This window comes from Kitasatospora sp. NPDC049285 (assembly GCF_040678815.1).
Classification (GTDB): domain Bacteria; phylum Actinomycetota; class Actinomycetes; order Streptomycetales; family Streptomycetaceae; genus Kitasatospora.
Window position 1 is genome coordinate 43530 of record NZ_JBFAQR010000032.1, and the last position, 19927, is coordinate 63456.

The 19927-nt window shown below is 66.8% G+C and carries 11 protein-coding genes; 8 read left to right on the forward strand and 3 right to left on the reverse strand.

The genetic code is table 11. The annotated features are described in order from the left end of the window. Positions 1 to 84: 84 nt before the first annotated feature. A complete protein-coding gene (locus AB0K51_RS21050) occupies positions 85 to 1776 on the reverse strand; it encodes a DUF6119 family protein (protein ID WP_363457556.1) in 1692 nt (563 codons plus the stop codon). Between the two features lie 216 nt (positions 1777 to 1992). Here AB0K51_RS21050 and AB0K51_RS21055 point away from each other — a divergent pair, with 216 nt between their 5' ends. From AB0K51_RS21055 to AB0K51_RS21075, 5 genes are all read left to right on the forward strand, one after another. Beyond that, complete coding sequence (locus tag AB0K51_RS21055; protein ID WP_363457559.1) at positions 1993 to 3723, forward strand: N-6 DNA methylase; 1731 nt, start codon at positions 1993 to 1995, stop codon at positions 3721 to 3723. Further along, positions 3720 to 5750 carry a class I SAM-dependent DNA methyltransferase gene (locus tag AB0K51_RS21060; protein WP_363457561.1) on the forward strand — a complete coding sequence of 677 codons (2031 nt, stop codon included), beginning with the start codon at positions 3720 to 3722 and terminating at the stop codon, positions 5748 to 5750. Before AB0K51_RS21055 ends, AB0K51_RS21060 begins: the two co-directional genes overlap by 4 nt. Further along, positions 5747 to 6967, forward strand: coding sequence for a restriction endonuclease subunit S (locus AB0K51_RS21065; RefSeq protein ID WP_363457564.1), 1221 nt, complete (start codon positions 5747 to 5749; stop codon positions 6965 to 6967). The genes AB0K51_RS21060 and AB0K51_RS21065 overlap by 4 nt, the downstream gene beginning before the upstream one ends. 26 nt (positions 6968 to 6993) lie before the next feature. Then, positions 6994 to 10200 (forward strand): DEAD/DEAH box helicase family protein, encoded by a 3207-nt coding sequence (locus AB0K51_RS21070; protein WP_363457566.1) that lies wholly within the window; start codon positions 6994 to 6996, stop codon positions 10198 to 10200. Between the two features lie 71 nt (positions 10201 to 10271). Next, positions 10272 to 11924 (forward strand): serine/threonine-protein kinase, encoded by a 1653-nt coding sequence (locus tag AB0K51_RS21075; RefSeq protein ID WP_363457569.1) that lies wholly within the window; start codon positions 10272 to 10274, stop codon positions 11922 to 11924. A gap of 144 nt (positions 11925 to 12068) precedes the next feature. Here AB0K51_RS21075 and AB0K51_RS21080 read toward each other — a convergent pair whose 3' ends face one another. Then, positions 12069 to 13208, reverse strand: a complete 1140-nt coding sequence (locus AB0K51_RS21080; RefSeq protein WP_363457571.1) for a Fic family protein — start codon at positions 13206 to 13208, stop codon at positions 12069 to 12071. Positions 13209 to 14040: 832 nt separating this feature from the next. Between AB0K51_RS21080 and AB0K51_RS21085 the strand changes: the two genes are divergently transcribed. From AB0K51_RS21085 to AB0K51_RS21095, 3 genes are all read left to right on the forward strand, one after another. Further along, a complete protein-coding gene (locus AB0K51_RS21085; protein ID WP_363457574.1) occupies positions 14041 to 16830 on the forward strand; it encodes a right-handed parallel beta-helix repeat-containing protein in 2790 nt (929 codons plus the stop codon). Between the two features lie 79 nt (positions 16831 to 16909). Next, a complete protein-coding gene (locus AB0K51_RS21090) occupies positions 16910 to 18160 on the forward strand; it encodes an IS701 family transposase (RefSeq protein ID WP_363457577.1) in 1251 nt (416 codons plus the stop codon). Positions 18161 to 18552: 392 nt separating this feature from the next. Then, complete coding sequence (locus tag AB0K51_RS21095) at positions 18553 to 19035, forward strand: YbaK/EbsC family protein (RefSeq protein WP_363457579.1); 483 nt, start codon at positions 18553 to 18555, stop codon at positions 19033 to 19035. A gap of 90 nt (positions 19036 to 19125) precedes the next feature. Here AB0K51_RS21095 and AB0K51_RS21100 read toward each other — a convergent pair whose 3' ends face one another. Next, positions 19126 to 19899, reverse strand: a complete 774-nt coding sequence (locus tag AB0K51_RS21100; protein WP_363457581.1) for an NAD(P)H-binding protein — start codon at positions 19897 to 19899, stop codon at positions 19126 to 19128. Positions 19900 to 19927: the final 28 nt, after the last annotated feature.

Below are 19927 nucleotides of genomic sequence, written 5' to 3' on the forward strand. Positions count from 1 at the left end.
ACGTGGTCCCGGCCAGGGGCATCGTCGTGATCAATCCCATTGCCGGCACTGGCGTTGTGGCTCTGGGAGAGTGCTGTGGTGAGCTCAGCGACGGATTGCGACGACCTCGACCTCCGCGTTCATCGCTCGCAAGCGACGTGCCGCCTGGAGGAGGGAGACCTGGGCGAAGGCGAAGAGCGAGTCGACGGTGATTTCCTTGCCGTCCTTGAGAAGGATCGCGAGGACGACCTTCAGCGTTCCGAAGTCGCTCAGGAGGCGGTGGTCGGGAGTGCGGTCGGCCACCTGGCCGAGGAAGCTGCTGCGGATGGCTTCGTCGCTGCGCAGGGTTTCGACGGCGGTGACGGCCTGGGCGAAGAGGTGGTTCAGTGGCGCGGTGCCGTCACTGGTGGTGGCCTTCTTGACGCAGATCAGCTGGTTGTCCGGGCCGAGGACATCGCAGATCTCCAGCCCGCCACCGTTGAACTTGTCCGTGACGATGTTCTTCTTGTCGAAGAGGAGGTAGCCCGGCTGGCTCGCCGCCCGCTTGTTGTACCAGTCCTCATCATGAGAGTCCCGCCTCCTGGCGTCCGGCACTCCCCTCGGCCAGGAAGGCAGCTGGACGCTGGGCTGCTTGCCCAGTAGTTCCCGGAGCTCTTCCTCCAGCGTCTTGAGGAATCCGGTTCCCACCTCGTACCACTTGCCGTGGCCGTAGAAGTATCGGTTGGTGCCCACGGGGACGTCAGCGACGAGCCATTCCTTGCCCGTGGTCGCGGCGCTGGCAGGTGTCTTCAGGTCGTCGTCGCTGAACATGACGACCCGTACCTGGCCGAGCGCCTTGCCCCGCTCCCCCTTGGGCTTCTCCGAGACGAACTCAAGGAGGGTGGGAAGGTCCAGCTCGGTGACGTCGATGCTGCGGCTGCCCGAGCTGATCCGGAACGCCTGGGCGGACCCGAAGCCCTCCTGGCAGCTCTCCGGAACTCCCAGCGTGAGCCGCGGGTGATTCGGGTCGGCGAGCATGCCCTCAAGGACTGCCTGGGCGTCCACTGCCTTGCGGCTGCGGTTGTCCAGCGTGCGGAGCCGATCGACAAAGCGCAGCTCGGGCAGCGGGTCCGGCCGCGAGCAGACCTCTTCTATGGCGCGCAGATCGTTGAGGAATTCCTCCGGGGTGGTGGCCAGCGGCAGCTTGATGGTCGACTCGGAGCACTCGACTCGAACATGTTTGGAGGTACCGGAAGGCAGGGACGTCAACGGGATGCCGCTGACCGTTCCACAGATGCGGCGGACGACGCTGCCGAACCGGTCGAGTCCGAAGCCGTCGATCCGCTCTCCCTGGGCGACGGAGTACTCGTCGACACGCCCCCGCCCGTCCATGATCTGGTTGCGTACCTTGATGATGCCGTCCTCGTCGAGGCAGCGAGTGGCGAACTCCAGGCCGAACTCGTCATCACGGTAGTACGGTTCCAGCATGTGCTGACCGACCCCATAGCTCAGGGCGTACAGGCCCCGCTCAGTGCGCATGAGCACCAGACCCGCAGCGGAGTGATTCCGTTCGCTGACCGCCAGGCCGGTGATCCGCTCGACGGCCGTGCACCAGTCCGCACGGTCCCGGGGGATGCCGCCGTTCACCAGCAGCCCCGTGACACCCTCCCGGGCGAACTCGCGGACCTGGTATCCGGGGCGGTCGAGATAGCGAGGACGCACGAGGGCGCGGAGCTCCACCTCACCTCCGTCGGGAACGGTCAGCCGGTGCAACGTGGACTTCCGGGTGCCGGTGCTGCTTTTCTCCTTGGCGGTCACGGTCGCTCCTTCGAGTCGAGGCGTCAGGGTCAGAGGACGACGCCCTTGGGGCCGGCCTCCTGGGTACGTTTCGCGCTCATGACCCGGTCTTCCGGGCACGGTGGCCCCAGTGGGCTGGACGGCGTGCGGCGCGTGCCCTCCAGTGAACCTGAGTCTGTTAGCGCCGTCAACCGAATGTAACTTGGTGAAGATGTCGCCGTGGTATACGGTTGCATCATGGCTGGAGGAAACGAGGTATCCGATACCAAGGTGACCGCTGCGGAGATCGCACGGTTGGCAGGCGTGACGCGCGCTGCGGTGTCCAACTGGCGCCGGCGCCGCCCGGACTTTCCCGAACCCGTCGGCGGCACCTCGGCGAGTCCGCTGTACTCGCTCGCCGAGATGCGGCAGTGGTTGGAAAAGCAGCGAGATGGGCGAGAGCTCACAGGGGAGGTCCGGCTCTGGCAGGCCCTGCGTGGCACCTACGGTGAGATGATGGTCAAGGCGCTGGCTGCTGTCGGGGACTACCTCCGGGGCGTTCCAGGAGAGTTGACCGACCAGACGGCCCGCGAAGCGGTGGACGGGCTGGTTGCCGACCGCAAGCCCACCGATGTGATGGACGCCTTGGTCGCCCGACTGCTGGAATCCACCGCACGCGCCGAGTTGGACGGGGCCTCGACATTGCGACTCGCTCGCGCTGTCCGGGAATTCGCTGGTGAGACCTCTGGCACCGTCTTCGATCCGGCGTGTGGCATCGGCTCGCTTCTTGTCGCGGCGGGTGGCGGTGCGGTGGGGAGCAGGCAAGGGCAGGACATGCAGGTGGATGCGACACGCGTTGCCCGAGTGCGTGCGACCCTGGCGGCCACCGGGGTGTCGTCGGTGCAGATCGTTGAGGGCGACTCGTTGCGGGAAGATGCTTTTCCCGACCTCCGCGCAGACCTCGTCGTCTGCGAGCCGCCGACCGCCGTGGCCGATTGGGGCCGCGAGCAGTTGCTCATCGATCCGCGGTGGGAGGCAGGTGTGCCCTCGCGCGGGGAGAGTGAACTCGCTTGGCTTCAGCACTGCTACCACCACACTGCCCCAGGGGGTCGAGCCGTGATAGCCCTGCCGGCGTCGGTCGCCCATCGCCGCTCCGGCCGCCGAATCCGGGCTGAGTTGGTTCGCCGTGGCTGCGTTGCCGCACTGGTGGCTCTGCCGCCGGGCCTCGCTGCCAGTCACGCACTTCCGTTGCATCTGTGGCTGCTGAGCCGCCCCTCGGGCCCTGGGCGGGGGACCGGGACCGTACGCATGGTGGATCTCAGTGCCAACAGCCTGGACGGGCCGTGGAAGCCGCAGCCGTACCAAGAGGCAGAGGTGCCGTTGATCGATCTGCTGGACAGTGAGGTAGACCTCACGCCCAGCCGCTACGTGCGCGAGCCGGAACCCGACTACGCGATGGAGTACGCCGCGCTACGCGAGGAACTGGACGCACGCCTGAGCCATCTGCAGGCGCTGCTCCCCGAGCTGCTACCGCGAGGTGAGGCCAACAGTCTGGACGACGGCGTCCCAGTGGCGGTGAGCGATCTGCTGGCCGCCGGCCTGGTCCGCTTGGATGGTGAAGAACTTACCTCCCTCAGCGACCAGTTGGATCCTGACTATGTGCGCGGCTTCGCCAGCAGTGCGGCGAATGCCCGCCGTAGCACGTCCTCTTCGGGTACGTTCCGAGCGGACGTCCAGGCGGCACGCCTGCCCCGCATGGACATCGAACGACAGCACCGCTACGGCGACGCCTTTCGCTCGTTGGGTGCGTTTGAGCGCGAACTTGCAGAACTCGCCATGATGGGAAGTCGGGCTGCGCGGCTGGCCCGTGACGGCCTCACCGGTGGTGCGCTCAATCCGCCGCCGACGCAGGGCAGTGGCGATGCTGAACACCAGGGCACGGCAACCGACGGAGACGCCGCAGTGGGGCGAGAGGACAGGACACGTTGAGTAAGAACCAGGAACTGGCCGACTTCATCTGGTCAGTGGCCGACCTGCTGCGCGGGGACTACAAGCGCTCGGAATACGGAAAGGTCATCCTCCCGCTGACGGTGCTGCGCCGACTGGACTGTGTCATGGCCCCGACCCGCCAGGCGGTGTGGGATCGGGCGGCCTCCTACACCGGGGAGAACAAGGACGGCCTGCTGTTGGCAGCCTCCAAGCTGAAGTTCTACAACCTCTCCGAGCAGACCTTCGACACCATCAGCAGTGATGCGGCGAACGTGGCGAAGAACCTCAAGGACTACATCCGGGGATTCTCCTCGGAGGCCACCGAGATCATCAATCGCTACGAGTTCCACCTTCAGATCGATCGCCTGGACAACGCAGACCTGCTCTATCAGGTGGTCCGGGAGTTCGCCGGTGTGGATCTGAGCTTTAAGACCGTGGACAACCACGGCATGGGGTACGTCTTCGAGGAGCTGATCCGCAAGTTTGCCGACGCCTCCAACGAGACCGCCGGTGAGCACTTCACCCCGCGCGAGGTCATCGAGCTGATGGTCGAGTTGCTGCTCGCTCCGGACGACAGCCGCCTGACAGGTGAAGGTCAGGTCGTCAAGATCCTCGACCCGGCCTGCGGTACCGGCGGCATGCTGGCGGCGGCGGAGGAGCACATTCAGAAGCTCAACCCCCGTGTGCGCGTCAACCTGTTCGGCCAAGAGCTCAACGCCGAGTCCTACGCGATCTGCCGCTCCGACATGCTGTTGAAGGGCCACACGGCCAAGAACATCCGCTTCGGCAACTCCTTCAGCCAGGACGGCCACGAGGGCGAGACCTTCGACTACATGCTTGCCAACCCGCCCTTCGGCGTGGACTGGAAGAAGGTTGAGAAGGCCGTTCGGCAGGAGCACGAGGATCGGGGGTACGACGGCCGGTTCGGAGCCGGCCTGCCTCGGATCAACGACGGCTCGTTGCTGTTCCTACAGCACATGATGAGCAAGATGCATCCGCTCAAGAAGGATGCAGCGGGCGACGAGGTCGGCGGCACTCGCCTGGCTATCGTCTTCAACGGTTCCCCGCTGTTCACCGGCGGTGCGGGGTCGGGGGAGTCGGAGATCCGTCGGTGGATCATCGAGCACGACTACCTGGAGGCGATTGTCGCCCTCCCAGACCAGCTGTTCTACAACACCGGTATCTCCACGTACTTCTGGATCGTCACCAACCGCAAGCCCACCGACCGCAAGGGCCGAGTGATCCTGCTTGACGCCCGCGATCAGTGGTCCAAGATGAGCAAGTCTCTCGGCGAGAAGCGCAAGAAGATCACGCGGGCGCAGATCGGAAAGATCTGCGGGATCTACCGCGATGCTCTGAGTATCGCCAGCGATGAGACTCATCCGGATCATGGACGGGTGAAGGTCTTTGCCAACCGGAGCTTCGGCTACCAGCGCATTACAGTGGACCGGCCGCTCAAGCTCCGCTTCGAGCTGACTGAGGACAGCCTCGCTCTGCTAGGTGCCTCGGCCGCCGTGAAGAAGGCGGTCGGGGGCGACGCAGCGGCGGAGTTGTTGCTGACCGCGCTTAAGCCCCTCCTAGGATTTCAGTGGTCCACCAAGGCTGAGGCATGGGACGCCCTGCGGACGGCGATGGTGGCCGGGGGCGTGCTGTGGCCCTCCACTGCGCCATTTCAGAAGGTACTCCGTGACGCTGTGGGTGTAACCGATCCAGAGGGCGAGGTCCAGCTTCTGAAGGGCAAACCGGAGCCCGACCCGGACCTGCGTGACAATGAGAATATCCCGCTCGATGACGATATCGACGAGTACCTTGCCCGAGAAGTCCTGCCGCATGTCCCGGACGCCTGGATTTCGGAGATCCGCAATCCGAAGACGAAGGAGATGGAGCGCTATAAACTTGGGTATGAGATTCCCTTCACCCGGCACTTCTACGTCCATACACCGCCGAGGCCGCTAGCGGAGATTGATGCGGAATTGAAGTCGCTCGAGGCCGAGATTCAGGTGCTGTTGGGGGAGGTGGCGGCGTGAGTTGGCCAATTATTCCACTTCGGCGAATTTTTCGAGTGGTAAACGGTGGGACGCCGGCGTCTGACGATGAAAACTGGGGGGGCGATGTCCCCTGGGCTACGCCGGTAGATCTCGGTGCTGCTACTTCCGGCACATGGCTGTCCATGACTCAGCGGACACTCACTGCTGCTGGTGCTGCCAATGGTTCGCGTATTGTTCCCAAACGTTCAATTTTGCTATCTACTAGGGCTCCTATCGGCTATGTAGCCCTGACGAAGGTTCCGATGGCTTTCAATCAGGGGTGCCGTGCTCTGGTTGCCACCCGTCCTGTGGAAGAACGCTTCTTCGTATACCAGCTGGAATCAATGGTGCGGCAATTGCAAGCGCGAGGTCAGGGGACTACGTTCTTGGAGCTCTCCTCTGATGCGTTGGCTGCTACAAGGGTTACTGTCCCTTCAGTCGATGAGCAGCGTCGTATCTCCGACTTCCTGGACCAAGAGACGGCTCGCATTGATAAATTGGTAGATCTTCGCTCTCGTCAGCGGGATGCCATTCGAGCTAGGCAGGGTGTGTATGTCGAGAAGGTCCTCGGGCAGTGTTTGTCGGGTAAATTGACTAGGGTAAAATATCTCCTTCGGTCTCGACCGCGCTATGGAGTACTAGTTCCCGCGTTCGAGGATGATGGAGTTCCCTTTATTAGGGTCAATGACTTGTTGGATCTTCCGGGGCGCGCGGGCGAGTTGGCGAAAATTCCAAGGCCTCTCTCGGATCAGTACGCGAGAACAATCACCAAGCCGGGCGATGTTCTGCTCAGTGTAGTTGGCACTCTGGGTAGAGCGGCTATTGTGCCGGATGAACTTTCTGGTGCCAATATTGCTCGGGCTGTTTGTTCGCTTCGTTTGCTGTCAAATGTAATTCCAAACCTTTTCGTCGCCTGGATTGGCACGAGCGAATTTGAACGCCAGGCGGTTCTTGCTACTGGGTCGGACTCTGCCCAGCCCACACTTGGAATGGAAGATCTGTCGAATTTTTCTGTCCGATGGCCCACGGATCCCAAGGAGCAAGAGAGAGTGGCCTCTCAGGTAGAGGAGGGGCGACGGAGCCACGCGGAATTGCTACGACGTACAGACCGTCAACTTGCTCTCCTCTCCGAACGCCGCCAAACGTTGATCACCGCTGCCGTCACCGGCCAGTTCGATGTCACCACCGCCCGTCCCACGCATGACCGCAACTTCTGAGGGGGATTTAGATGAACGATGCCCGCGTGTACACCGAGAAGGCTTTCGAGAACGCCGTGGAAGCGGCACTTCTGCGTAGCGGCTGGCAGCGCGGGCTGTCGAATACCTACGACCGCACCATCGGCATCGACACTTCCGAGCTAGCCGCCTTTCTCGGTGCGTCGCAGAACGACGCGTGGCTGGCACTCCAGGCTGCCTACGGCGAGGAGGAAGAGCAGGCCATCGGCAGGTTCGCCAAGCGGGTGGCGCGGGAGATTGACTCGCGCGGCCTGTTGGATGTGCTGCGCAGGGGTGTGAACGACCGCAACGTGAAGATCCAGCTTGCGTACTTCCGTCCCGCGCACACCCTTGCCGCCGACGCGTTGGCCGAGTACGACGCGAACCGGCTTGCCTTCATGCGTCAGTTCCACTACTCCGACGCCCGTCCACTGGACAGCCTCGACATGGTGTTCTTCCTCAACGGACTCCCCATCGCGTCGGTGGAGTTGAAGAACGGGCTGACCGGACAGACCGTAGAGGACGCCAAGCGCCAGTACCGGCGTAAGCGCGACCCGAATGAGCTGTTCTTCGCCAAACGCAGCCTGGTCCACTTCGCGGTCGATCCGACGCTGGCGTTCCTGACGACCCGTCTGGCCGGAGACGCGACCCGTTTCCTTCCCTTCAACACCGGCTCGGGTGGCCCTGGCCAGATCGGTGGCGCGGGCAATGTCCCGGCCTCGACCGACGGAAGGTACCCCACCTCCTACCTCTTCGACGAGGTGTGGGCCCGGGACAACTGGTTGGAGCTGCTGCAGCGGTTCCTGCACGTGGAGGACGCCGCAGCTAAGGCCGGCCGGGCGCCGTCGCACAAGCCGGGCAGCGCGCACACGCAGCCGTTGATCTTCCCCCGGTTCCACCAGTGGGACGCGGTTCGCAAGCTCATCGCGCACGCGGCGCGCCACGGGGCGGGGGAGAACTACCTGATTCAGCACTCCGCGGGTTCGGGCAAGTCCAACACCATTGCCTGGCTCGCGCACCACCTGTCCAGCCTGCATACCTCCCACGACCGTGACCAGATCGCACCGGCCGCGCTCGCCTCCGGTCTGGGGGCGAACAAGCTGGTCTTCGACAAGGTCATCGTCATCACCGACCGGCGCGTGCTCGACAAGCAGCTCCAGGACACCATCTACCAGTTCGACCACAAGGCCGGTGTGGTCGTACGGATCGATGAGAACTCCCAGCAGCTCGCGGACGCGCTGACCGGGCCGACGGCCCGGATCGTGATCACCACGGTGCAGAAGTTCCCCTTCGTCCTGGACAAGGTCGCTGGGCTGGGCGGGCAGCGCTACGCAGTGATCATCGACGAGGCGCACTCTTCGCAGGGTGGGGAGAGCGCTGCGGCGCTGAAGAAGGCCTTGGGACGTCTCGGCTCGGACGCGGTGGACGACGACGGCGATCCGCTGACGGCCGCAGCCCTGGCGCGCGGCAAGCAGCCGAACCTTTCCTTCTTCGCGTTCACGGCCACTCCGAAGGCGAAGACGATCGACCTCTTCGGCACCCCTTACGCCAATCCTGAATCGGGAGAGCAGGAGAAGGGGCCCTTCCACGTCTACTCGATGCGGCAGGCCATCGAGGAGGGCTTCATCCTCGATGTGCTCGGCAACTACATCACCTACGCCACGTACTTCAAGCTCCAGGACGCCGCTGCCGACGAGGCGGAGCAGCAGGTGGATCCGCGCAAGGCCCGCTCGAAGCTGGTACGGGCCGCGCTGATGTCGGAGGCGTCGATGGCCTCCCGCGCGAAGATCATCGTCGATCACTTCCGTTCGCACTCCAGCCCGCGCCTCGGCGGCCGGGCCAAGGCGATGGTGGTCACCTCCGGCCGTGACCACGCCGTGAGGCTGTACCAGGCCATGCGCGCCTACATCGATCAGCGTGGCTTCACTGATTGCGGCACCCTGGTCGCGTTCTCCGGCGCGTTGACCATCGACGGGATCGAGTACACCGAGCCCAAACTCAACGGCTTCCCAGAACGTGAGCTACCCACCCGCTTCGGCTACACCCGCGCAGACGACCCGAACCCGCCGTCCGTCCCCAAGCCCGAGCACCGGATCCTCGTCGTCGCCGAGAAGTACCAGACGGGCTTCGACCAGCCGCTGCTGACCACCATGTACGTGGACAAGATCCTCGTGAAACTGGCCGCGGTGCAGACGCTGTCCCGGCTCAACCGCACCCACCGGCTCAAGAGCACCGAAGACCTGTTCATTCTCGACTTCGCCAACCGGCCCGAGGACATCGAGCAGGCATTCCAGCAGTACTACGAGGCATCGGTCAGCGACCCCACCGACCCCAACCTGCTGTTCGACCGCGAACGCGAGGTGATGGCCTACCAGCTCCTGGTAGAAGCCGAGATGGACGCCTTCGTCGCTGCGTACTTCGCGGCTTTCCAGGGCGGTTCGGCCACCGACACCGCCATCATGAAGGCCCACGCCCGCCTCTACGGCTACCTTCAGCCCGCGCTGGACCGTTTCAACGCCCTCAACGCCACCGAACCGGACACCGCCACCGAGTTCCGCCGAGCGCTGGACTCCTACACCAAGGCGTACGGCTGGCTCTCCCACGTCATCGGCTTCGAGAATCTTGAACTGGAACGGCTCTACCAGTACGGACGCTTCCTGCTGCGCCGCCTGCCTCCGCCCGTCCGCAGCGCCGGCGCCGACATAGGGACCGCCGCCCCGAGCCACATGCGCATCACTCAGACGGGCACCCCGGAGCTGCGCTTGGAGGCAGCGGGCGCGCAGCTCCTGCCTGGGCTGGTGCCCGAGGCGGCTGGAGCGGTCGCCGAAGTGGAGGAGATGTCACTGGCAGAGGTGATCCAGTCCGTCAACGAGGAGTACGGGACCGGGTTGTCCACCACCGACCAGATCCTGCTCGGCCAGCTCGTGGTTGCCGTCAGCGAGGACCCCGAACTCCGGGCCATCGCCCTGCACCAGGAGCAGGACGTCTTCGCCGGAGAACTGGAGAAGGACCTCGACCGGATCGTCATTGATCAGGCCGCGTCGAACGACGCCCTGATGGTCCGGTATTTCGACGACGCCAACGTCAACCGCCTGTTCAAGCAGGTCGCAACCCAGCAGGCGTACCAGCTCATCCGGCGTCCGGTCCGGCGTGAGGCCGAGCGCCGAGCGACCGAGCAGCGGGCTACCGAGCTCAAGTCCACCGGAAGCCGCCAAGCGGAGCCGCCGACCGCATAGCCTGTGCTTTACAACACGTCAGGTAAGTTGCCGGGCGCGGCACGCTCCATTCACGCAGAGAGGGATCTCGCATGGTGCGCGGCGCACCGACCTTCGACGCCGGCGTACCGGCCCGCGTGATCGCGGGCCGGTACCGGTTGCACACACCCATCGGCGCGGGCGGTATGGGCGAGGTCTGGCAGGCGTACGACGAACGCCTGGACCGTCGGGTCGCGGTGAAGATGATGCTGGCGGAGAGCCCGGCCCCGCCCGGGTTCCACGGTGCGGCTTTCGAGGAGACCCTGCAGACCCGCCGCGCCCGGTTTCTGCGCGAGGTCCAGATCACCGCCGGCATCGAACACCTGGGTGTGCCAGCTGTCTTCGACACAGGCACCGACGAGGCCAGCGGACGGTTGTTCGTCGTCATGCAGCTCCTGCAGGGACGTGAACTGCAGACGTTCATCGACGAGACCGACTACGAATGCGAGACGGTTTCCGTCTCCTGGGCCGCGGCCGTAGGCGCCCAGATCGCTTCCGTCCTTGACACCATGCACCATCGCGATGTCGTTCACCGCGACATCAAGCCGTCCAACTTGATGCTCACCCCCGGAGGCGTGGTCAAGGTCCTCGACTTCGGCGTCGCCGCCCTGCGCGGAGTCGGCACCTTGCCCCGCCTCACTCAGGTCGGCATGACCGTGGGCACCCCGCCCTACATGTCCCCCGAGCAGAGCTTGGCCAACGCTGTCGGTCCCGCTGCCGATGTATACGCCCTGGCCTGTGTGCTCCACGAACTGCTCACCGGCAAGCCGCCGTTCACCCCCGACGACAGTCGCTCCCACATGTGGCACCACGTCCACACCCCGCCACCTCCCATCCGATCCCTGCGTCCGGATGTACCGGCCGATATCGAGAAGCTCCTGCTGGCGATGCTCACCAAGGAATCCGAGCAGCGCATGGACGCGATGGAGGTCTACGACGCACTCCTGCCCTTCGTCCACGCCTCCGTCGGCACCCCGACAGGGGCAGACGAGGGTGTCCTGGACCCGCGTCTGCCGTTCCTGCGACCCTTCGGGGGCCGGACGCCCAGCCCAAGTAGCGCCGCGTCGTACACGCCCACAGTCGTGCTTCCCACACCGTTCACGCCCCCACCAGCAGCGGTGTCGCAGGAGCCGGCGACAGGCCCTGCCGCGCTGACCGAAGAAGAGGCGGACGCGGTCTCCGCCCGGGCAGCGGGCCTGGCTGAGGATGGCCAGTTCACCCAGGCTGCCGACGCACTGGCCGAGGCCATCGCTAGGGCCGCTGATTCGGAGCTCAGGGAAGATATGCAGTTCAGCCTCGCCCAGGTGAAGTTCCTGGCCGGGAGCCACCGTGAGGCCCTCTCGCTCTTCGAGCCGCTCGCCCACCATTACACCGACCGCTATGGCGCCCACGACGAGCAGGCCCAACTGTGCTGGTACTACGCCGCACAGTGCCGGATGGAACTCGGCGAGGCCACCGCTGCCATCCGAGCCTTCGACCAGATCAGCGAGATCATGCCCGACGAGGACGACGAGGACGCCGTCAACCGCCATCTGGATGCCCTCGCGCGGTTGATGAGCCTGTACGCCGCGACGGAAAGCTTTCCCAAGGCACTGGATCTCGGAGAGCGGCTCCGATCGGAAACCTCTCGCCTTCGGGGAAGCGGCTGGCCCGGGCTTGCGCAGATCGACGCCTATCTCAGCCGCCTTCGCCAGGACCTGGGTTGACAGGCAGTGATGTCTCCCTGGTTCTTCGTCAGGGCCGTTCGGCAGGAGAGGGGAGTGTCTGACGTGACACCCCGTGGTGCACTTCCTTGAACGGCAGTTGTGGCGAAGCCCGTATGGGCTCCAGATCGCCGTGAGGGCCAAGGACTACTGGGGGTACGGCTCGCGATAGAGGTCGGCGTGGACCTCCGCATGTACCTCATTGCGCGCTTGGCTCAGGGCGGGGCCTCCGACGTAGCGCTGGGTACGGGCGTGCCCGACGGGCTCGATGAGGCTGAGACGGCGCAGGGTACGGAGGTCGGCGAGGGCTTGGTCGCGTGTCAGGGACTCTTCGGCCTGATAGGTGGTGCGGCGGAGGTGGCCGTGGGCGGCGGCGTAGAGGGCGGAGATGGTGCGCTCGTCGAGCCGGTGCTGGAGAGCGATGTTTTCGAGGCGGTACCAGAGGCGGGCGGCGGCTTCGAAGCGGCGCTGGACCTCCTGGGCTTGGAGGTGGTGGGCAGTGAGGCAGAAGCGGATCCATGGGTGGGTGTCTCGCTGCGGCTGCCAGGTGCCGGCTTGGACGGTGCGCAGAGCCGCGTAGTACTCGCGGGTGTTGAAGTCGTCGGCACCGAGCCATTCCTCGATGCTGGAGAACTCGGGCGCTAGGACGCCTTCGCGGGCGAGGACGAGGGTGTGCACGGCACGGGACATCCGGCCGTTCCCGTCGCGCCAGGGGTGGATGGAGACCAGGTTCAGGTGGGCCATCGAGGCGCGGACGATCGCTGGGGTGTCGGTGTCACTCTCGGTGAGCCATTGGACCAGTTCGTTCATCAGGGCGGGGACCTGGTCGGGGTCGGGGGCGGTGTAGACGGGTGGGCGGTTGGGCCCACCGGAGACCCAGAGGCCATTGGTGCGGTACTCGCCGGGGCGGACCTCGTCGTCGGCCTTGGTCATCATGAAGTGCAGGGCGGACAAGAGGGTGTGGTCCCAGGCGAAGATCTGGAAGCCCGATGCCCGCTGGATGTAGGAGAGGGCGTCGCGGTAGCCGGTGACGGCGTTGCGGGTGGCGTCGTCCGTGTCCGGAGAGATCTCGCCGCCGGCCATGAGGGTCTCGGCGTCCTCGGCGGTGACGGTGTAGCCCTCGATGTGTGTCGAGCCGCGGACCGCCGCCGCAGTGAGGGAACGGCGGAGTTGGCCCTCCCAGCGGCGCGGCTCGGCCAACCGGTGACGGAACTCGGTGCGGAAAGCCTCGATCTCCTCGATGACCTGATGGTCGTCGGGTGTCAGCGCGGGAGTCTCGAAGAGCATGCACCAATACTATGACGCACGTAGGGTCGATGGGTGGTGGCTGGCGGTTCAGGGTCGGCATCCTATGGAGGGCATCGATGGCCAGAATCGGGCGGGGTGGCCAGCCATTTGTAGGGATCTCCCAGTGGCCTGCTGGGGCGGCAGATGGCGCTGGATGAGGCGACGTGCGGCCAGTGTGCGGCCGGACGCCTTTGGAAGAGGTAGCACGAGGTGAGACGGGCTAACGGGCTGCATGTGCTCTGATCAGGCAAAACATCACTAGGCGGCACGGTGCAGCACCACGCATCATGAGCCCTGGTGGTCTCGTAATGCGTAGGTCGCGGGTTCGAATCCCGCAGGCGGCTCAGAAGCGGAAAGGCCCGGTCGGATTCTCTGACCGGGCCTTTTTGGCGTCTGCGGCAGTCGTCGCCAGCGGCGTGCTCGCGCTGCCCGGGTGTTCGTGGTCTCAGTCGTGGTCTCACGCTCGGGTTTCCGGGGCGCGAGCGCGTTGCTCGTCATCTGCGTGGCGGCCCGGGCTGTCGGTCCCGTGATCTTGACGGCTTGGCGGGTCATGGCGACCTGCGAATGCCGCAGGGGCGGCGTGATGGTGAAGGGGCCCGCGCCCAGCTCGTTGAGGATCGTGCCGGTGGTGTGGCGGCTCCGGTCGTTCACCAGGTCGTACTCCTGCCACGCCGGTTCGGTCGCCGTCTTCCGCTGCTGTCGACGGTTGGCGGGCCGGGCTGTCCTGTTGGTGGGGCGGATGCGGTGACGGGTCGGTGGTGGGCGCGTCATGGGCTGTCTGTACTCTGTGCGGCCTGTCGTGTGGTTCACATAAGAGTTGACTGGGGAGTCAGTGCCTCACCGCCGCCTTGTCGCGTCGATCGCGGTTCTCGCTGCCGGACTCGCGCTCCTGCCTGGTCCGGCCATCGCGGCCGGATTGTCGAGTGGCTCCGCGAACGCGCACTCCGTCGCCGCGACGGTGCTGCCCGCGGGTTCGAGCCTTCGGAGCTTCACCAGCCCGGCGAGCAACTCCGTGCGGGTGCAGAAGCCGGCCGCGCAAGCGCCGTCGGCAGGCGCCTCCGGCGTGCGGAGTCCGGCGTCGGCGCAGGCTGCCGGCAGGACCATCTACGCCGCCTTCGGCTTCTCCTGTACCGGCCCGGGGACGGGAACCCAGGCCAGCCCGTACTGCTCGATGCAGAAGGCGGTGGATAGCGCGCAACCGGGCGACACCATCGACGTTCTGACGTTGCGGGGTTACTCCTCCGACGAGTCGGTGACAGTCAGGACGTCCGGCATCTCGATCGTCGGTATCGGTTACCAGGCGTGGATCAGCCCGATCTACGGCGATGTCGGCAAGCCCGCGCTAGTCCTGGACCACGTGAACAACGTGACCATCAGCAATATGATGTTGACGTCGAACCCGTTTGAGTACGGCAGCTCGCCTGCGGTGAAATTGATCGGCTCCACGGGCGTGACGATCGACTCCAGCCTGATCAGCTCGGGCAGCAACGTCACCAAGTCCGTCGATGCCCTCACCATCGACGGAGCGTCCAGCAACGTGACAGTGACGCGGAGTTACCTCGACACCGGCTTCTCGCGGGCTAAGGGCCGGGGGATCGCCGTCGCGCAGGGGGCGAGTAACGTCACGCTCGCCGGCAACATCCTGGCGGACAGCGGGATCGCCGCCACCGGCGTAAGCGCGCTGAACGTCACGGCCAACACGATCCAGCGCGGGTGTGGGCCGGCGGTCGACGTCGAGGGTGCTTCGACAGGAGTCCACCTGGAGAACAACCTCCTTGAGGACGCGAATCCCAACACCGACTACATGGGCGTCTACCGGGACAACTGCCTTTCTTACGGCTTGGGATGGGACCCCGACCTGGTGGTCTCGGCCGGGTCGAGCGGCGACACCATCGCTGACTACAACGACTTCTTCGTGTTCGGCTCCGACGCCACGCCGCTTTACAGCTGGGCGGGTGCCGCCTATCCGACGCTCGCTGCGTTCCAGTCCGCGACGACCCAGGGCGGGCACGACACGATCGACACCAAGGAGGCGAAGCAGCCCCAGCTGAGGATGAACGGCTCCGGCTCGGTCGACGCGCGGCTCCAGGTCGGCTCCGCCGCGATCGGCTCGGCGAACCCCGCCGCGCCCGGCATGCTGACGTCCGACTTCTACGGCGTCGCTCCCTTCACCAGCCGGGGCGCCGTTCAGTTCGACCCCAACCCCGGTTTCGCCGTGGCTCTCTTGGCTCAGGACACCAGCGCGTACGGCGTTTCCCTCAGTCCGCGGGTCACCAGCGAGGGCCAGATGCTCGCCTTCACGCTCGACTGGGGCGACGGGACCACGCTGGACGGGTACAACGCGTCCGACGTGGGCTGGGGCCTTCCGCCGCACGTGTACCCGAAGTTGGGGCAGTACCGGATCTCGCTCACGCTGACCGACCTGTCCGGCAACATCGTGAGCAACAGCGTCCTCGTCGGCACGGCCGGCTCGCAGTACACGCCGTACGGCCCGACGCGGCTGCTCGACACCCGGGACGGGGGCACGATGCCGCGGGTCGGCGGATGGTCCACCACGCGGTTGAAGATCGCCGGAAACGGGGCGATCCCGGCCGCGGTCTCGGCCGCGGTGCTGAACGTGACGGTCACCAACCCGCGGAGCGCCGGACACGTGACGGTGTACGGGGACGGCGATCCGCGGCCCGGCACGTCGAACCTCAACTACGCCCCCGGCCAGACGGTGCCGAACATGGTCGTGGTGCCGGTGGGCGCGGACGGGTACGTCGACCTCTACAACGCCGGCGAGCCGCTCGACCTGGTCGTCGACATCACCGGTTACTTCACGTGGAACCAGTCCAGTGGCTACACCCCGGTGAGCCCGACCCGCCTGGTGGACACCCGTTCCGGCACCGGGGCCCCGATGGCCCGGGTCGGTGCGGTCCAGTCGATTCCGGTGCAGATCGCCGGTGGCGCCGGCGGGCAGCTGCCCGGCTCCGGGATCACCGCGGTGGCGCTGAACGTCACGGTGACCAACCCGGGGGACAGCGGGCACCTGACGGTGTACCCAGATGGTCAGCAGGCCCCGACGGCGTCCAACCTGAACTTCACCGCAGGCCAGACGGTCGCCAACTCCGTTGTCGTGCCAGTGGGTTCGGATGGCCGCATCCGGGTGCTGAACGGGGCCTGGGCCCCGAGCGACGTCATCGTCGACGTGGTCGGGTACTACAGCGCGGACAGCAAGGGCGCCTACGTCCCGGTGGCCCCGGACCGGCTGCTCGACACCCGGGCCTCGACGCAGTGGAAGGGCGGCCCGCTGGGTGGCTGGCAGTACGTCTACATGCCGCTCTCCGCAGGCCGACCGGACCTGATCGGCTTCGTGCTGAATGCGACGGTCACCGACACCACGGCTCCTGGCCACCTGAGTACCGCCCCGGACCTGAACTCGCTGGGGCAGTACCAGAGCGGTACCGCGTCGCCGCAGCCGCCGCCACCGGTGTCCTCGCTGAACTGGACGGCCGGTGCGACCGTGCCGAACCTGGTCCAGACGACCGGCGGCGCCAACGGCATCATCGACCTCTGGAACGCGAGCGAGGGGACGACCGACTTCGTGGTCGACCTGTTCGGCTTCTACCAGAACGACTAGTAGGGCTTGGTCAGGTCAGTTCAACGGTGGCGTGTCCGTTGGCGAGTTGTGTCGTTGGCAGTGGGTGACACCTGAGGAGATGGCGGAAGTCCGGGAGGACCTGGAGGCGTTCACGGCGGAGCTGTTCGAGGCGTTCACGCGTCGGGATCAGCAGCGCTGGGGGCGGGTCTACGTGCGTGGGTTGTTGCTGGATGGCGGGCGCAAGTCGGTGGAGCCGATGGCCGCGCGGCTCGGCGAGGATGGGAACCGGCAGGCGCTGGCGCACTTCGTGACCGCCAGCCCGTGGGACCCGGCGCATGTGCGGGCCCGGCTGGCGTGGAGGATGCAGGCGGAGCTGAAACCGACGGCCCTGATCATCGACGACACGGGGTTCCTCAAGGACGGCGAGGCCTCCGCGTGTGTCGCGCGGCAGTACACGGGCACCGCGGGCAAGGTCACCAACTGCCAGGTGGGCGTCTCGCTGCATCTGGCCGCCGATCACGCCTCCGCCGCCGTCGACTGGCGGCTGTTCCTCCCCAAGTCCTGGGATCCGGCCTCGGAGAAGGCCGAGCCGGTGAAGGTGGCCCGCCGGGAGCGCTGCCAGATCCCCGCGGACCTCGGGCACGTGGAGAAGTGGCAACTCGCCCTGGACATGGTGGATGAGACCCGTTCCTGGGGCGTCCACGTCCCGCTCGTCGTCGCGGACGCCGGCTACGGTGACGCGGCCGCCTTCCGGCTGGGCCTGAACGAGCGCGGGCTGCACTACGTCGTGGGCATCTCCACCACGCTCAGTGCCCAGCCCGGCTCCGCCCGGCCCGTCACCCCGCCCTACAGCGGGACCGGACGGCCGCCGGTCGCCCGATACCCGGATCCGGCGAAGAGCGTGAAGGCGTTGGTGATGGAAGCCGGGCGGACGGCGGCCAGGCCGGTGTCCTGGCGCGAGGGATCCCGCCCAGGCAAGGGCCGCACCGGGTTCAAGCGGATGTACTCGCGCTTCGTCGCCCTGCGGATCCGCCCCGCCGGCCGCGAGATCCGCGACGCCACCGACGGCGTGGAACTGCCCGAGTGCTGGCTGCTGGCCGAGTGGCCCGCCAAGGCGCCCGCGCCGGTGCAGTTCTGGCTCTCCGACCTGCCTGCCGACACCCCGTTGACCACCCTGGTCCGCCTGGCCAAACTCCGCTGGCGCATCGAGCACGACTACCGGGAGATGAAACAAGCCCTGGGACTCTCGCACTTCGAGGGCCGCACCTTCACCGGCTGGCACCACCACGTCACCCTCGTCGCCCTGGCCCACGCCTTCTGCACCCTGCGGAGGCTCGCCCGCGCCCCAAAAGGAACGGCCCCGGCCTGAGCCTCTACCAGGTCGTCCGCGAGCTGCAATCGATCCTCGCCACCTGGGCCGGCACCTGCCCGACCTGCCACCGCGACATACCCAGCCCAATACAGACCTGACCAAGCCCTACTAGGGCCCGTCCGAGGCCGGAGCGCCCGCACCCCGTCCGGGGTGCGGGCGCTGTCGTCTACGCGTTCGCTCGCCGGGGCCGGGGCGTATAGGGCGGGCGTAGGGCCGGGTTGGAGCGTGGGTGCGGAGTGCGGCTACAAGCGGCGCTGGGCGGTGCGGAGGCGGCTGGATCCCGCCGAGGTGTGTGAGGGCGGTGGCGGTGGGCGCTGCCGGCTTGCTACTCGTGATGGGGATTGCACCGTGGGGTCTGTGAAGTGGTGTCCGTCGGTGGGGTGTTGACGATGGATGCGTATCGGCGGTTGACGGAGTTGCTGGATACGGGGGCGGCGCGGTACCGGATGATCGCGCATCCGCCGGAGGGTCGCACGGACGTGGCGAGCCGGCTGCGGGGGCACACGCTCCGGCAGGCGGCCAAGTCGATCGTGGTGCGGGTGGCGACGGGGAAGAAGTCGCGGCGGTACGTGCTGGCGGTGGTGCCCGGGGACCGGCAGGTGGATCTGGGGGCTCTGGTGCACCGGTACGGCGGGCGGGACGCGGCGTTCGCCACGCGGGAGGTGGCCGAGCGGCTGGCGGGCAGCGTCAGCGGTTCGATCACGCCGTTCGCGTTCTCGCCGGAGCTGGAACTGGTGGTGGACGAGGGCCTGTTGGCGGAGGAGGAGATCTTCTTCAACGCCGGCCGGCTGGACCTGTCGGTGGCGCTGGCGGTGGAGGACTACGTGGCGCTGGCGTGTCCGGAGGTGGCCGCGATCGCCGCAGAGCAGTAGGGCGGTACGGCGGTAGGGCGGGGTAGGGCGGTAGGGAAGTGGCGTGGTGGGGCGGCCCGTTCCGGTAGTCGGGTGGGCCGCCCCCGCCGGTCAGGCGGACTTCGTTGCGAGGTACTGCTCCCAGGTACGGGTGCCGGAGGCGTGGGCCGGGGCGGTGAGGTGCCCGGCGCGTAGGGCGCTGCCGAGCCGGCCCGGGAGCGGGACGGGGAGGACGGCGCGGCGCCGGCCGGTGGCGTGCAGCCAGTCGGCGGCCAGCCGGGTGGCCGGGTAGGCGGTCGGGCCGGCGAAGTCGGGGGCGTGGCCGACCGGTTCGCCGAGGGCGAGTTCGACGAGGCGGTCGGCGACCTCGCGCGGGTCGACGGGCTGGCAGGGGGTGCGGGCGGGGATCGGGACGACCGGGAGCTTGGCGAGCGCGGTGAGCGCGGTGTCGAGCAGCTGCGGGAACTGGGTGGCCCGCAGGTTGCTCCAGCCGAGCCCGGAGTCGGCGAGCATCCGTTCGCCTTCGAGCTTGATCCGGTAGTACCGGTACGGGATGCGGTCGATGCCGACGATGGAGATGTTGACGACGTGTCGGACGCCGGCCTCCCGCGCCGCGGCCAGCAGGTGGCCGAAGGCGGTGAGGTCGTGCTGCGGGTTGCGCGGGTCGCTGGCGCAGTGGATCACCGCGTCGACGCCGGTGAACGCCTCGGTCAGGCCGGTGCCGGCGGTGAGGTCGCCGGTGCGCCAGTCGACGCCCGGGTCGTCGGGCAGGGCGGTGCGGCGGGTCAGGGCGCGCACCGGGCCGCCGGTGCGGCGGGCCCGGTCGAGCACCTCGCGGCCGAGGACGCCGGTGGCGCCGGTGATCAGGAGGGTGTCGTGGGTCATCGCGGTGGGTCCTTTCCGGGTGACTGCT